The sequence below is a fragment of the Lysobacter sp. M2-1 genome (assembly GCF_022662495.1).
In the GTDB taxonomy this organism is placed as follows: domain Bacteria; phylum Pseudomonadota; class Gammaproteobacteria; order Xanthomonadales; family Xanthomonadaceae; genus JAKPBU01.
In genome coordinates, this window is the sequence record NZ_JAKPBU010000001.1 from 304,505 (window position 1) to 319,233 (window position 14,729).

Annotated in this window: 13 protein-coding genes; 7 read left to right on the plus strand and 6 right to left on the minus strand. The window is 67.5% G+C overall.

Going from position 1 to position 14,729, the window contains the following annotated elements:
- Nucleotides 1–146: 146 nt before the first annotated feature.
- The 6 genes from MC375_RS01275 to groES all read right to left on the minus strand — a co-directional run bounded on the left by MC375_RS01275 (nucleotide 147) and on the right by groES (nucleotide 7,772).
- A complete protein-coding gene (locus tag MC375_RS01275) occupies nucleotides 147–1,727 on the minus strand; it encodes an NAD(P)/FAD-dependent oxidoreductase (protein WP_242101468.1) in 1,581 nt (526 codons plus the stop codon).
- 62 nt (nucleotides 1,728–1,789) lie between these two features.
- A complete protein-coding gene (locus MC375_RS01280) occupies nucleotides 1,790–3,424 on the minus strand; it encodes an NAD(P)/FAD-dependent oxidoreductase (RefSeq protein ID WP_242101469.1) in 1,635 nt (544 codons plus the stop codon).
- Nucleotides 3,421–4,551 carry a UDP-N-acetylglucosamine--N-acetylmuramyl-(pentapeptide) pyrophosphoryl-undecaprenol N-acetylglucosamine transferase gene (locus MC375_RS01285; RefSeq protein ID WP_242101470.1) on the minus strand — a complete coding sequence of 377 codons (1,131 nt, stop codon included), beginning with the start codon at nucleotides 4,549–4,551 and terminating at the stop codon, nucleotides 3,421–3,423. The genes MC375_RS01280 and MC375_RS01285 overlap by 4 nt, the downstream gene beginning before the upstream one ends.
- Before the next feature lie 20 nt (nucleotides 4,552–4,571).
- Entirely contained in the window at nucleotides 4,572–5,606 is a 1,035-nt protein-coding gene (locus tag MC375_RS01290; protein WP_242101471.1) for a DUF4349 domain-containing protein, read from the minus strand.
- A gap of 141 nt (nucleotides 5,607–5,747) precedes the next feature.
- Nucleotides 5,748–7,388, minus strand: a complete 1,641-nt coding sequence (gene groL, locus MC375_RS01295) for a chaperonin GroEL (protein ID WP_242101472.1) — start codon at nucleotides 7,386–7,388, stop codon at nucleotides 5,748–5,750.
- A 96-nt stretch (nucleotides 7,389–7,484) separates the two neighbouring features.
- A complete protein-coding gene (groES, locus tag MC375_RS01300) occupies nucleotides 7,485–7,772 on the minus strand; it encodes a co-chaperone GroES (protein WP_242101473.1) in 288 nt (95 codons plus the stop codon).
- 524 nt (nucleotides 7,773–8,296) lie between these two features.
- On the opposite strand from groES, the gene MC375_RS01305 reads away from it, so the two are divergent.
- The 7 genes from MC375_RS01305 to accC all read left to right on the plus strand — a co-directional run bounded on the left by MC375_RS01305 (nucleotide 8,297) and on the right by accC (nucleotide 14,664).
- Complete coding sequence (locus MC375_RS01305) at nucleotides 8,297–8,704, plus strand: helix-turn-helix transcriptional regulator (RefSeq protein WP_242101474.1); 408 nt, start codon at nucleotides 8,297–8,299, stop codon at nucleotides 8,702–8,704.
- A 58-nt stretch (nucleotides 8,705–8,762) separates the two neighbouring features.
- Nucleotides 8,763–9,107 carry a divalent-cation tolerance protein CutA gene (cutA, locus tag MC375_RS01310; protein WP_242102922.1) on the plus strand — a complete coding sequence of 115 codons (345 nt, stop codon included), beginning with the start codon at nucleotides 8,763–8,765 and terminating at the stop codon, nucleotides 9,105–9,107.
- Between the two features lie 5 nt (nucleotides 9,108–9,112).
- Nucleotides 9,113–11,464, plus strand: coding sequence for a protein-disulfide reductase DsbD (gene dsbD / locus MC375_RS01315; RefSeq protein ID WP_242101475.1), 2,352 nt, complete (start codon nucleotides 9,113–9,115; stop codon nucleotides 11,462–11,464).
- A 49-nt stretch (nucleotides 11,465–11,513) separates the two neighbouring features.
- Nucleotides 11,514–12,113 (plus strand): TlpA disulfide reductase family protein, encoded by a 600-nt coding sequence (locus MC375_RS01320; RefSeq protein WP_242101476.1) that lies wholly within the window; start codon nucleotides 11,514–11,516, stop codon nucleotides 12,111–12,113.
- A gap of 152 nt (nucleotides 12,114–12,265) precedes the next feature.
- On the plus strand, nucleotides 12,266–12,748 hold the full coding sequence (gene aroQ / locus MC375_RS01325) for a type II 3-dehydroquinate dehydratase (protein WP_242102923.1): 483 nt from the start codon (nucleotides 12,266–12,268) through the stop codon (nucleotides 12,746–12,748).
- Nucleotides 12,749–12,768: 20 nt separating this feature from the next.
- The gene (gene accB / locus MC375_RS01330; RefSeq protein WP_242101477.1) at nucleotides 12,769–13,251 is read left to right on the plus strand and encodes an acetyl-CoA carboxylase biotin carboxyl carrier protein; all 483 of its coding nucleotides are present in this window, start codon (nucleotides 12,769–12,771) and stop codon (nucleotides 13,249–13,251) included.
- A 45-nt stretch (nucleotides 13,252–13,296) separates the two neighbouring features.
- Entirely contained in the window at nucleotides 13,297–14,664 is a 1,368-nt protein-coding gene (gene accC, locus MC375_RS01335; protein ID WP_242101478.1) for an acetyl-CoA carboxylase biotin carboxylase subunit, read from the plus strand.
- Nucleotides 14,665–14,729 lie beyond the last annotated feature (65 nt).

Below are 14,729 nucleotides of genomic sequence, written 5' to 3' on the forward strand. Positions count from 1 at the left end.
CGCAAAGAAAAAGCCCGCAACGACCAAGGTCGCTGCGGGCCTGCTCCCTCCCCCACGTCGGGATGCGGGGAGGATTGTGAAAGTATCGTTAGACCTCGTGCACGCTGCAGTGCAAAAAGAAACCAACGAGTACAGAAATCCAGGGTTTACGCAGCTTTGTTGAAAACGATTCCAAGACTCTTCAGCGCCGCTTCGGCGGCGAGTTCGCCCGATTCGCAGCCACCTTCCATGAAACCCTGGGTTTCCAGCGCACAGTGTTCGCCGGCGAAATGCAGGCCGCCGACCGATTCGCCCATGATTCCGCGCAGGCTGCTCCAGTCGCCGGGCCGCAGGCAGGCGTAGCTGCCACGCGCCCAGGGATGGCTGGGCCAGTGCATCCGTACTTCGCGCCCGTTGCCGCGTGCGGCGGCGATGCCGGCAAAGATCGCGTCCAGGCTTCGGGTGGCCGCGTTGGCCTGCTCCCTGGCGCTGCCCTGTCCCAGTTCGACGCCGTGCCGGCCGCCGGTGAAGTTGGTCAGCGCGCCGGCGGTGCCGGCCTGCTTGCGACTGGTGTCCCAGGTGGTCTGGAACGGAAGATCGCTCATCACCGCACCGTTGGCGCCGTGCTCGCGCCAGACGCGGCGTTCGTAGCCGATCATCAGCTTGGCGTTGGTGCCGTAACCGAGCGTGTCGATGGCGCGGCGCTTGGCCGCTGGCAGTTCGGCCGAAATGCGGACATCGCGCAGCAGCGTGAACGGCAGGGCGAGGATCACCTGACGCGCGATCACGTCGCGCGATGCGCCCGCAGTACGGAACGTGAGGCGATAACCCTCGCTCTGCGATGCGACGGCCTCGAGGACATGCCCGGTCTCGATCGCGTCATCGAGCCGCATCGCCAGGCGCTGCGGGACCAGGTCATTGCCGCCGCGCACGTGGAAGCGCTCATCGCTGGCGCCGAAAATCCTGAACGCGTCCTTCTCTTCGGTGCCGATGAAGGTGAGGAAGTTGAGCGCAGACTGCTGGTCGATCTCCAGCCCCATCTCGGTGGTATAGGCCACGTCGAGCAGCTTGCGCAGCCAGCCGGAAACGCCGTTGCGGTCGAACCATTGCGCGATGCTGAGCGCATCCAGCGCGCGGAACGCCGGATTCGCATCGCGATGGTCGTAGCTGCCGTCGCCCGCGGCGGCGAGATCGCGTTCGATCGCCGCGGCGACCGGCACGAAGGCCTCGACGATCTCGCGCTCGCCGATCGCGCGGCCGTCGAAGAACCAGGTGTCGTGGCCGGTATCGCCTTCGAGCAGGTCGTCCAGCGCCAGACCCAGTTCCTGCGCCAATGCGCGGATGCGCACGTGGTCGGTGTCGATCAGCTCGCCGCCGAGCTCGATCACCTGGCCCTCCGGAAAATGGTTGCGCAGGCTGAGCATCCGGCCGCCGACCCGGGTCTGCGCCTCGAACACGCGTACCCGCACGCCCTGCTGGCGCAGGCGCCAGGCCGCGGTCAGCCCGGCAATCCCGGCGCCGACGATGACCACTTCCTCGCCCCGCGCCATCACCGGATTCGGAACCGCGCTGCAGCCCGCGAGCACCAGCGCCGCCCCGCCGCCCTGCAGCAGGCGTCGGCGTTGTGCGTCGAAGCGCACTTCCCTGCCCCGTGCGTAAAACTCGTCGAGCGGTGCATCGTCGTGCAAGGAAGCACGCGCGATGCGCGCCGCGCGCTGCAGCAGGTGGAACAACGGGGTTCGACCCATGGCTGGTTCCCGGCGGAGGTGTTGCTGGAAACGAACGCGGTGCGCGGCCGCGGCGGGACAGCTCAGTCCGGACGCGGCCCCTTGTGCAGGTCCTTGAGGATCTCGCGTGCGGCATTGCGCCCGGGCAGGCCGGTCACCCCGCCGCCCGGATGGGTGCCTGAACCGCACAGATACAGTCCGTCGAGCGCGCCGCGGTAATTGCCCTGGCCCAGCAGCGGCCGCGCGCTGAACATCTGATCCAGGCCGAGTGAACCGTGGAAGATGTCGCCACCAACCAGGCCGAAGCGCCGCTCCAGGTCCAGCGGCGAGAGCGCCTCGTAGCCGAGCACGCTGGCGCGGAAGTTCGGCGCATAGGCATCGACCGTGTCGATCATCAGCTTCGCGACCGTGTCGCGATGCGCATCCCAGCCGCCGTCGACCTCGGGATGTACCTGCTGGCAGAACAGGCTGGCGACGTGCTGTCCGGCCTGGGCGAGGCGCGCATCGACCAGCGTGTCGTCCAGGGTCGAGGAAATCACCACTTCCACGATCGGATTGCGCGCCCATCCAGCGTTGTGCGCCTTCGACTTGGCGTCGAAATAGGCCTGCTCGAAGTACTGCAGCGAGTGACCGATCAGGATCCCGCTCTGGTGGTGCGGCTGCAGCTGCGTGCCAGGCGCGGCGCTGAAGTCCGGCAGCTCCGACAGCGCCACGTTCATGCGGAACGTGCCCGAGCCGCAGCGGTAGCGTTCGAAGCGCTGGGCGATGTCGTCGTCCAGGTGTTCGCGCGCGATGAGCCTGGTGTAGAGCAGCTTGGGGTTGAGGTTGGAGACCACGGTGTTCGCGCGCAGCTCACGGCCGTCCGCCAGCGCGATGCCCACCGCCTTATCGCCTTCTACGATCACGCGCGCGACCTCGGCATCGGTGTCGATGAGCACGCCGCGCACCTCGCACTCCTTGCGCATCGCCGCGGTGATCGCACCCATGCCGCCGATGGCATGGCCCCAGACACCGGCCTTGCCGTTGACTTCACCAAATACGTGGTGCAGCAGCACATAGGCGCTTCCCGGCGTGTACGGGCTGGCGAAGTTGCCCACCACCGAATCCCAGCCGAGCACCGCCTTGAGCGGTTCGGATTCGAACCAGCTGTCGAGCAGTTCGCCGGCCGACTTGGTGAACAGATCGAGCAGATCGCGGCGGCCGCGCATGTCCAGGTGCTTGAGCTGCTTCGCCGCGGACAGCGACGCCATCCAGTCGGCCAGCACGAAGCGGTCGGACACGTTCGGCGGCGTGCGCTGCATCAGCTCGCGCAATACCACCACGACACGGTCGAGCATCGCGTTGTATTCCGGCAGGCGCTGCGCATCTCGCTGCGACCACTTGGCCACTTCCGCCTGGGTGTGCCCGCCACCCAGCCGGAACGCGCGACCGTCCGGCAACGGCAGGAAGTTCGCATAGGGTCGCTCGACCACGCGCAGCCCGTGCTCGGCCAGGCGCAGCTCGCGGATCACCTTGGGGTTGAGCAGGCTCACCGTGTAGCTGGCGACCGAGTTGCGAAAGCCCGGGTGAAACTCCTCGGTCACCGCGGCGCCACCGACGATGCCGCGCCGTTCCAGCACGCGCACCTTCAACCCGGCGCCTGCCAGGTAGGCCGCGCAGACCAGGCCGTTGTGGCCACCGCCGATGATCAGCACGTCGCTGCTGCGCGTATCGCTCATGGTTCGGGGTTTCCGTTGGGTTCGAGCATGCGTTCCACCAGATCGGCCAGGTTTGCAGCTGCGTTGGGCTTTGCCATCGCCACGGCGGCGGCGGCGGCCTGGGGCAGCGTGTCAGGTGCTGCAAACAGCGACTCGAGCCGGCCACGCAACCATGCATCGGTGAAGTCGCTCTCCGGCGTCCACCAGCCCACGCCGGCCTGCGCCAAGGTCTCGGCGTTGCGGCGCTGTTCCTCGCGCGACCCGCCATGCGGGATCGGCACGAAGATCGCCGGGCGACCGGCGGTGAGCAGGTCGGCCGCGGTACTGGCGCCGGCACGGGTAATGATCAGGTGCGCCTGCGCCAGCTGTGCGCCCATGTCGTCGAAGAACGGACGGATGTCGGCGGCGATACCGCCATCGCGCAGGCGCGCGGCGAGGACATCGGCATCCTCGCCCTTGTACTGGAGCGACAGCTGTAGGCGACGGCGCAGCGCCTTGGGCAAGGCAAGCAGCGCAGGCGGCACGATCTCTCCGAAGATGCGCGCGCTCTGGCTGCCGCCGACCACGAGCAGCCGCAGCGGCGCATCCGCGTCGAAGCGGGGATACGCGGCGCGCGCCTCCAGGATCGACGCCCGCACCGGGTTGCCGGTCACCGTCACGCGAGTCGAATCGAACCCTTCCGTGCCGGCGATGGAGGGAAACGAGGAAGCCACGGCGCCTGCGAAACGCAGCAGCTGCCGGTTGGCCATGCTCAAGCGCGTGGCCTGTTCGTGCAGAAGCAGCGGCAGGCCCAAGCTCCTGCCGGCCAGCGCCGGCGCGAAGCTGGGATAGCCGCCGAATCCGGCTACCAAGGCCACCTCGCGGCGCTTCATGTCGGCGCGCGCCTGCAACAGCGCGCGCAGGATCGTCGCACCGGCGGCTGCCTTGCCCGCCAGTCCGCCGGCCAGGCTGCGTGCCGGCAGGACCACGTGTTCGATGCCCTGCAGTGCCTGCACGTACTGCGCGCCGCGTTGCTCGGTATACAGCACCACGGCGTGGCCACGCGCCATCAGCTCGCGCGCCAGCGCCTCGGCCGGGAACAGATGGCCTCCGGTGCCGCCGGCGGCGAGGGCGATGGTCGGAGCAGGAAGCGGTTTGTCGGTCGGCATCGGCGGATTGTCGCCGATCATCATCCGCCCGGGTCGGCGGTGCGCCTGCTCACTGCCTCGTTGTACCCCGAGCGACGCGCGCGGCGCAGGCGCCCGATGACCCAGGCGATGACCGCCAGCCCGATCCCGAGCGGCCACAGCCGGGTCGCGAACACCATCGCCGCGAGCAGCGCACGCCAACCCGTGCCGAGCGCTTCGCCCATTTCGGCAAAGAAGCCTGGGCCGCGGTCTCGGAGCAGCGCGGCAGTATCAGGCACCGTGTTTTCGCGTACCTGCGAGGGCTCATGCAGCTCCAGCCGCAGCGTGCTGAAGGCGATCCGGTCTTCCAGCTCGCGCTGCGCGACCGTGGCCTCATCGCGGATCGCAAGCATCTGCTCACGCGCAGCGAGCGCGTCGATCTTTTCTCCGGTCCTGGCCGGCTGCGCGGCCGCGCTGCGGATCGCCTGCTGCAGCTCCTGCGCGCGCGCGAAAGCCAGCTGACGGCGCAGCAGCTCGAACTGCACATCATTGGCTTCGAAGTTGCGCGTATCCAGGAACTGCATCTGCCTGGCGATCACGCGCAGGAACGACTGGGTGCGCTCGCCTGGCACCCGAACCACCAGCGATCCCTGGGTGACGACCTCCGACAACTGCAGGCGCTTGAAATCGCCCAACGGACGTTCAAGCTGGCGGATCGTCTGCGTGCTGATGCTGTTGCGCACCACGAAACCGCCTTCGGCGGCCACGGCATCCTCGATCGCCAGGGTCGAGGCATACACGTCCTGGACCTGGAAGCTGGCATCGGCCGTGCGCACGAAGCGCCGCTGCGGACCGGTCGCGGTATTGGCGCTGGATGCGAGCTGGTCGGCGGCCACTCCCGGCTGCTGCACCTGGGCCACGGCCTTGGCTTCCTCCGCGGCGGCGGTGGCATGCGCAGAGCCCGCCTGGGCACGGCCGGCCGCGGGCATCGCCGCATCGGCGGCAACGGAAGACTCGGTTTGAGGCTGGTCGCTGCAGGCTAACAACGCGGCCAGCAAAGCTGCGGCCAGGAATACACGGGGATCGAGCCGGGCCATGCCACGTTCTCCTTGTGAAGGTGCTCCATCAACGCATCGCCGCAGCCGGCGGGGTTAGGGGGCGCCGTGGGCCGGCCCCAAAAAGGAAGGCCCGCTTGCGCGGGCCTTCCGGTGTTGCGATTGCGGCGTCGACGATCCGGATCAGAAATCCATGCCGCCCATGCCACCCATGCCGCCGCCCTGTGGCATCGCCGGCTCTTCCTTCTTCGGCGCATCGGCCACCATGGCCTCGGTGGTGATCATCAGCCCGGCGATCGAGGCTGCGTTCTGCAGCGCCGAACGCGTGACCTTGGTCGGATCCAGGATGCCGAACGCGATCATGTCGCCGTATTCCCCGGTCTGGGCGTTGTAGCCGAAGTTGTCCTTGCCGTCCTTGACCTTGTTGAGGACGACCGAAGGCTCCTCACCGGCGTTGGTGACGATCTCGCGCAGCGGCGCTTCCATCGCGCGCAGGGCGATGGCGATGCCGTGGTTCTGGTCTTCGTTGGCGCCCTTGAGCTCGCCGATGGCCTGCAGCGCGCGCACCAGCGCAACGCCGCCGCCCGGCACCACGCCTTCTTCCACCGCCGCACGCGTGGCGTGCAGGGCGTCTTCGACGCGCGCCTTCTTTTCCTTCATCTCGATCTCGGTCGAGGCACCGACCTTGATCACCGCCACGCCGCCGGCCAGCTTGGCCACGCGTTCCTGCAGCTTCTCGCGGTCGTAATCGGAAGAGGTCTCCTCGATCTGCGCCTTGATCTGCTTGATCCGGCCTTCGATGCCCGAGCTCTCGCCGGCGCCGTCGATGATGGTGGTGTTTTCCTTGCTGATCTGCACCTTCTTGGCGCGGCCCAGATCCTTGATCGTGGCCTTCTCCAGGGTCAGGCCCACTTCCTCGGAGATCACGGTGCCGCCGGTCAGGATCGCCATGTCCTCGAGCATCGCCTTGCGACGATCGCCGAAGCCCGGCGCCTTGACCGCGCATACCTTGACGATGCCGCGGATGGTGTTGACCACCAGGGTCGCCAGCGCCTCGCCTTCCACTTCCTCGGCGACGATCAGCAGCGGCTTGCCCGACTTGGCCACGCCTTCCAGCACCGGCAGCAGGTCGCGCACGTTCGAGATCTTCTTGTCGTGCAGCAGGATGAAGGGATCATCCAGCTCGGCCGACATCGACTGCTGGTTGTTGATGAAGTACGGCGACAGGTAGCCGCGGTCGAACTGCATGCCCTCGACCACATCCAGCTCGTTCTCCAGGCCCGAACCTTCCTCGACCGTGATCACGCCTTCCTTGCCGACCTTCTTCATCGCGTCGGCGATGATCGTGCCGATCGACTCGTCGCTGTTGGCCGAGATGGTGCCGACCTGGGCGATCGCCTTGTCGTCGGCGGTTGGCTTGCTGATCTTCTTGAGCTGCTCGACGGCGGCGATCACCGCCTTGTCGATGCCGCGCTTGAGGTCCATCGGGTTCATGCCCGCGGCCACGCCCTTCATGCCTTCGCGGATCAGTGCGGCGGCCAGCACGGTGGCGGTGGTGGTGCCGTCACCGGCGTTGTCGGAAGTCTTGGACGCGACTTCCTTCACCATCTGCGCGCCCATGTTCTCGAACTTGTCGGCCAGCTCGATTTCCTTGGCGACGGAGACGCCGTCCTTGGTGATCGTCGGCGCGCCATAGCTCTTCTCGAGCACGACGTTGCGGCCCTTCGGGCCGAGGGTGGCCTTGACGGCATTGGCGAGGATGTTGACGCCGCGCAGCATGCGCGCGCGGGAGTCTTCGCCGAAACGGATTTCTTTGGCAGCCATTGTTGCTAACTCCGAAGTTGTGATTCGTAGGGCGGGTCTTGACCCGCCGTCAGGAAAAGGAGATTGCGAAACGGCGGGCTTGGGCCCGCCCTACGCTCAGCCGACGATGGCGAGGATGTCGTCCTCGCGCACGATCTTGTATTCGACGCCGTCGAGCTTGTAAGCGCTGCCCGAGTACTGGCCGTAGATCACCTTGTCGCCGACCTTGACCTTCGGCGCGCGCACGCTGCCGTTGTCCAGGGCCTTGCCCTCGCCCACCGCGAGCACTTCGCCCTTGGTCGGCTTTTCCTTGGCGTTGTCGGGGATGACGATGCCGCCGGCGGTGACTTCGTCGGCTTCGATGGGCTTGACGACCACGCGGTCGTAGAGCGGCTTGAGATTCATGGCACCCTCTGCAAGTGATTGATTGGACAAAAGAAGAAGCGGAATTTTAGCAGCCGCACAGGGCGACTGCCAGAATTGCCGACACAAAGAACCCGCTAGGCGGGACGCGACTGCATATGGGGCTGCGGTCCTGGCCTTCAAGGGTCGAAATGAAAAAAGCGCGCATGGGGTCCATGCGCGCTTGGGAGATAACGCCTGTTCCTGGCCCGGCTGTCCTGGCCGTGTCCCCCCGAGACCCGACTCCTGTCGAAACCGGTCTCCAACCGGTGTGAATGCAGCATCGCCCGTGCCAATACCAAAGCGAAAGCTGGGGCAGACCCTAGGCAGCGCCTGCTAATGGTGGCCGGGGACCCCGATCGGCCCAATTGCATACCCGCATCGGATCAATACGTCCCCTGGTGACCGAAAGTAGACAATTTGTGCCTACTGTTGCTCACATAGTGACCACCGCTATCATTTGCGGCTAACCGGTCGCGCACGCGTTGTTTACTGTGGCCGCCATGACATTTGGCCAGGGAGTTGGCATGAGCTTGCAAGCCCGGATCCGGATGGCCCGCCGCCATGCGGGCCTGACCCAGACCGCTTTGGCCCTGGCCGTGGGGGTCCAGCGCAGTGCGGTCAGTCACTGGGAGTCACCACAGGGCAAGAATCCACGGATGGCGCACCTGCGTGAAATCGCCACCACCACCGGGACCCAGTTCGAATGGCTGGCCACAGGGCGCGGCCCGATGACCCTGGGCCTCGAAGTCGCGCAGTACTCGGTCGCGGCCGCGGATGCCCTGCTGGTCGACGACCCACTGGAAATGCGCCTGCTGCTGGCGTTTCGCGACGCGCCCAGCCGCGGCCGCATGGCGCTGGTGGAACTGGTGGAAGAGCTGGCGCACCAGCGCCTGGGCCGGAGTCGCGCCGCCAGGACCTCCAAGCCGTCCTAGTGCCGCCGCCGGCCGCGCCCGGTGCTCGGCTACCCTAGCGGGCCCTCGATGCCCGGATCTGCCCGTGCCGGCCCTGCTCTGCCTCAGCACCTGCCCCGACGAAGCTACCGCCCGGCATATCGCCGACACGCTGGTAGGCGAGCAGCTGGCCGCCTGCGTGAACCTGCTGCCTGGCGTGCAATCGGTGTACCGGTGGCAGGGAAAGATCGAGCGTGCCGGCGAAGTGCTCATCCTGGTCAAGACGACCCAACAGCGGTTCGCTAAGCTGCGCGAACGTCTCGTCGCGCTGCATCCGTACGAACTGCCGGAACTGATCGCGGTCGAAATCGCCGACGGATTGCCTGCCTATCTGGACTGGATCGCCGCGGAATCCGCAGCCGGATCCGGATCCCTCTCGAACTGAACACCATGTCCCTGTCGTTGCGCGTCCTGACTTCGTTGCTGTTGCTGCTGTTCGCCGTTCCGGCGCTGGCGATCGACGAGGACGATCTGCTGCCGGTGGACGAGGCCTTTGCGCTGAGTGCGCGCGCCATCGGCCCGGACCGGATCGCCCTGGACTGGACCATCGCCGAGGGGTACTACCTGTACCGGCACCGGATCTCGGCGGGCCCCGCCGACACCACCGGCGAGGCCGCGGCAATTGCCCTCCCGCGCGGCGAGGCGCACACCGATGAATTCTTCGGTCGCGTCGAAACCTTTCGCGGTGCGGTGCGCGGCACGCTCGAGCAGGTCGTGGCACCAGCGGGCAGCATCGCCCTCAAGGTCAAGTACCAGGGCTGCGCCGACCTGGGCATCTGTTATCCGCCGCAGACACGCACCGTGACCGTGGCGCTGCCCGGGCCTTCGCAGCCGTCGAACGCGGGACTGGCCTCATTGGGCCGTGCGCTCACCGGCCAGGGCACGGCGCCTGCTCCCGGGGTGGCCGCAACAGGCACAGACGCCATGCCGCTACCGCCCGAGCAGGCGTTTGGCTTCGAGGCGATCGCCGGCGATGGCAACACCCTGCTGCTGCGCTTCACGCCGGCGAAGGGTTACTACCTGTATCGCGATCGCAGCAGCTTCCGGCTGGAGGGCGCCGACGGCATCGCCACCGTCCGGCCGGGCTGGCCGCGGGGGGTGAGCTACCACGACGAGTATTTCGGCAACGTCATCGTCTACTTCGACCAGATCGACGTGCCGTTGCCGCTGCTGCGCGAACGCACCGATGCGGCCAAGGCGGTGCTGGTCGCAACGTTCCAGGGCTGTCAGACCGGTGGAATCTGCTATCCGCCGATGACGCGGCGGGTGGAGGTGTCGATTCCCGCCGGCAGGCTCCGATCCGATGCCCCGGCAGGAGCGACGTCAGTCGCGAGTTCTTCGCACACAGCGTCCAACGACGCAGGTGCAGAAGTCCCCGCTGTGGGAGATCAACAGTTCGCGACTGACGTCGCTCCTACGAAAGGCGTCGCCGCTACGCCAGGCGAGGCGTCACAGGCCGAGGACCAGCGTCTCGCAGGCGAGCTGTCCGGATCCAATCGCTGGTTCGCATTGCTCGGATTCCTCGGCGCCGGCCTGCTCCTCGCGTTCACCCCATGCGTACTGCCGATGATCCCGATCCTGTCGGGGTTGATCGCCGGGCGTGGCGAGCGCATCGGCGCCCTGCGCGCGTTCTGGCTGTCGTTGATCTACGTGCTCGCGAGCGCGGTGGTGTTCACCATTGCCGGGGTGATCGCCGGGCTGGCCGGCGCCAACCTGCAGGCAGCGTTCCAGACCCCCTGGGTACTGGTGCTGTTCGCGGCGCTGTTCGTGGCGCTGTCGCTGTCGATGTTCGGCCTGTACGAATTGCAGCTGCCCGCCAGCTGGCGCTCGAAGCTGGGTGCGCTGAGCGACCACCAGCGTGGCGGCTCCTGGATGGGCGTGGCCGCGATGGGCGCACTGTCGGCGCTGATCGTCGGGCCCTGCGTGGCCCCGCCGCTGGCCGCGGCCGTGCTGTATATCGGCCAGACCCGCGACCCGGTGTTCGGCGGCGCGGCGTTGTTCATGCTCGCGCTGGGCATGGGCGCCCCGCTGCTGGCTTTCGGCATGGCGGCCGGCCGCGGCCTGCCCACGTCCGGTCCGTGGATGGTGGCGATCCAGCGCGTGTTCGGGTTCGTCTTCGTCGGACTGGCGATCTGGATGCTCTCGCGCATCCTGCCTGCGGCCGCCACCCTGGCGCTGTACGGGCTGCTGGCGCTCGCCTTCGCCGTGTGGGTCCTTTCGCTGGCCACTCCGGCACTGGGCGAGGGCCGGCGCTGGGCCTTGCGATTCGCCGGTGTCGTGTTCGGGCTGGTGGGCGCGGCCGAGCTGTTCGGTGCGATGGCGGGCGGCCACGATCCGCTGCAGCCGCTGGCCGGTGTCGTCGGCGCGCGGGACGAGCGCCAGGCGTTGCCATTCCGCAGCATCAAGTCCCTGTCCGACCTGGACCGGGAAGTGGCCGCGGCGAAAGCCGCAGGCAAGCCACTGCTGTTCGATTTCTATGCGGACTGGTGCGTGGCCTGCAAGGAAATGGAGAAGTACACCTTCCCCACGCCCGAGGTCCATGCGGCGCTCGAGGGCTTCGTCCTGCTCAAGGCCGACGTGACCGCCAACGACGCCACCGACCAGGCGCTGATGCAGCGGCTGGGGATCATCGGCCCGCCGGCGACCCTGTTCTATGTCGATGGCGCGGAACGCCGGGAGCTGCGTCTGTTCGGGTTCGAGGACGCGCAAGCTTTCGCCCGGCGCGTGGAGCGGGCACGATGACCGGACGGTCCGCCGCCGGGCGCGGGCGAAGCGGATGAAATCCGGCACCGTGCGGATCCTGCTGGTGGCCGTGGGCGCAGGCCTGCTCGGGGTCGCCGCCAGCCTGCTCACCACTGGCCCGGGGCCACTGCTCCGGTCCGAAGTCGGGCAACGCGCGCTCCAGGGTGCGCTTTCAGTCACCGCACCGAAGCCGCCGGCGGGTGTCGCGGTCGCCAGACCCGGCACGACGATCCCCACGCTCACGCTGCAGGCGCTCAAGGGCGGGGTCGTTACCCTCCCCGGCGCTTATGCGGGGCGCCCGCTGCTGATCAACTTCTGGGCGAGCTGGTGCGGGCCATGCATCGAGGAGATGCCGGAGCTGCAGCGTTATTTCGCCGAACAGGGAAGCAACGGAGCGCAAGTGGTTGGCATCGCGCTCGACGACAAGGCCGCGGTGGACGCCTTCCTGGAACGGGTCCCGGTGCGCTATCCGATCTTGCTCGACACGGCCGGCCCCACCGACAGCAGCGTGCGCCTGGGCAATCCCAAGGGGGTGCTGCCCTACTCGGTCCTGCTTTCGGCGGACGGAAAGCTGCTGAAGCAGCGGATCGGCCCGTTTGCGCCCGGCGAAATCGACGGCTGGGCTCGGGCCATGGCGCAAACCGAATGAGCGCGATGCGGGCGGGTTCCCGGCGGACTAGAGCACACACTCAAACAAGCGCTTAAAATTCGGAAATGCGGCTGAATTTCGGCGAACTGGACACCATCCCCGCCTTCGTCCAGACTCGCGCCCTTCCGATCCATGGCGGCGGCGCCGGCGAGATGGCACAGATCCTGGTCCTGCATGGCCCCAACCTCAACCTGCTCGGCACCCGCGAGCCGGAGGTCTATGGTCGCCAGACCCTGGCCGAGATCGACGCAATGCTGGCCGCGCGCGCGACGCGCGCCGGCCACGCGCTCAGCAGCGTCCAGGCCAACGCCGAGCACGCCCTGGTCGAGCGGATCCAGAGCGCCCGTGACGACGGCACCGCCTTCATCCTGATCAACCCGGCCGCCTTCACCCACACCTCGGTGGCGATCCGCGATGCCCTGGCGGCGGTCGCGATCCCCTTCATCGAGGTCCACCTGTCCAACCCGCACGCCCGCGAACCCTTCCGCCATACCAGCTACTTCAGCGACCTGGCCGTGGGCGTGGTCTGCGGCTTCGGCGCCAACAGCTATGTGTATGCGCTGGAAGCCGCGCTTGCGCGTCTGGACCAGCACGCCGATGCCGCGCCCGCCGGGCAGGCGCGAACCTCACCCTGACACATCCCAAGAGAGCCCCCATGGATCTGCGCAAGATCAAAAAGCTCATCGACCTGCTCGAGGAATCCAACCTCGCCGAAATCGAGATCAAGGAAGGCGAGGAATCCGTGCGCCTGGCCCGTATCCCGCAGGGCGCCGCCGCCCCCGCGCCGGTGGTGCACCATCTGGCCGCGGCGCCGGCGCCCGCCCCCGCAATGCCGATGCATTCGCCTACCGATGCGGCGACCGGCGGCCTGGGCAAGCCGGCGGCCGAGGCGGGCCTGCCCGAAGGCCATATCGTCCGCGCGCCGATGGTCGGCACCTTCTATGCCTCGCCAGCGCCGGACAAGCCGGCCTTCGTCAGCGTCGGCCAGGCGGTCAAGGCCGGCGAGACGCTGGGGATCATCGAGGCCATGAAAATGTTCAACCCGATCGAGACCGACATCTCCGGCACGGTGCTCGCGATCCAGTGCGAGAGCGGACAGCCGGTCGAATTCGACCAGCCGCTGTTCGTGATCGGATGAGTCCTTCGACTTCGCTTCGCCACGCTCAGGACGAACGGAACTCATATGCTCGATAAAGTCGTCATCGCCAACCGCGGCGAGATCGCGCTGCGCATCCTGCGCGCCTGCCACGCGCTGGGCATCCGCACGGTCGCGGTGCATTCCACCGTGGACCGCAACCTCAAGCATGTCGCGATGGCCGACGAATCGGTCTGCATCGGGCCGGCGCCATCGAGCGAGAGCTACCTCAACATGCCGGCGATCATCGCCGCGGCGGAGGTGACCGACGCGCAGGCGATCCATCCGGGCTATGGGTTCCTGAGCGAGAACGCCGACTTCGCCGAACGCGTGGAGCAGTCGGGCTTCATCTTCATCGGGCCCAAGGCCGAAACCATCCGGCTGATGGGCGACAAGGTCGAAGCGATCCGAGCGATGAAGGAGGCCGGCGTGCCCTGCGTGCCCGGCAGCGGCGGACCGTTGGGCGACGATGCCGCCGCCAACGTCAAGATCGCGCGCGAGATCGGCTATCCGGTGATCGTCAAGGCCGCCGGCGGCGGCGGCGGACGCGGCATGCGCGTGGTCCATACCGAAGCGCACCTGGCCACGGCCATCCAGACCACCAAGACCGAAGCCAAGGCCGCGTTCGGCAATGACATGGTCTACATGGAGAAGTTCCTGGAAAATCCGCGCCACGTGGAGATCCAGGTGCTCGCCGACGGCCAGGGCGGCGCGATCCACCTGGGCGAACGCGACTGCTCGATGCAGCGCCGCCACCAGAAGGTGGTGGAAGAAGCGCCCGCGCCCGGCATCACCGCCGCACAGCGCGCGGAGATCGGCAAGGTCTGCGTGGAGGCGTGCAAGCGCATCGGCTACCGCGGCGCCGGCACGTTCGAATTCCTGTACGAGAACGGCCGCTTCTACTTCATCGAAATGAATACCCGCATCCAGGTGGAGCATCCGGTGACCGAACTGGTGACCGGGATCGACCTGGTGCGCGAGCAGCTGATGATCGCCGCAGGCGAAAAGCTCTCGATCAAGCAGAGCGAGGTAGTGCTGGAAGGCCATGCGATCGAATGCCGCATCAATGCCGAAGACCCGGAGACCTTCCTGCCCTCGCCCGGCCTGATCGCCCACTTCCACGCGCCCGGCGGCCCGGGCGTGCGCGTGGATTCGCATATCTACGAGGGTTACCGGGTCCCGCCCAACTACGATTCTATGATCGGCAAGCTGATCGTGCACGGGCCCGACCGCGACACCGCGATCGCGCGCATGCGGGTGGCGTTGAGCGAGATGGTGGTGGACGGTATCCGCACCAACATCCCCCTGCAGCAGCGGATCATGGCCGACGGCGGCTTCCAGCAGGGCGGGCAGAACATCCACTACCTCGAGAAGCGGCTGGCCGAGCGCAAGGAAAAATCGCTCTCGATCGTCTGACGACGCCCGTCGCCACGGGGCGCGCAGCGCCTGCCAGAGCGTTGCGCGTCAGACTTTGGGTACGT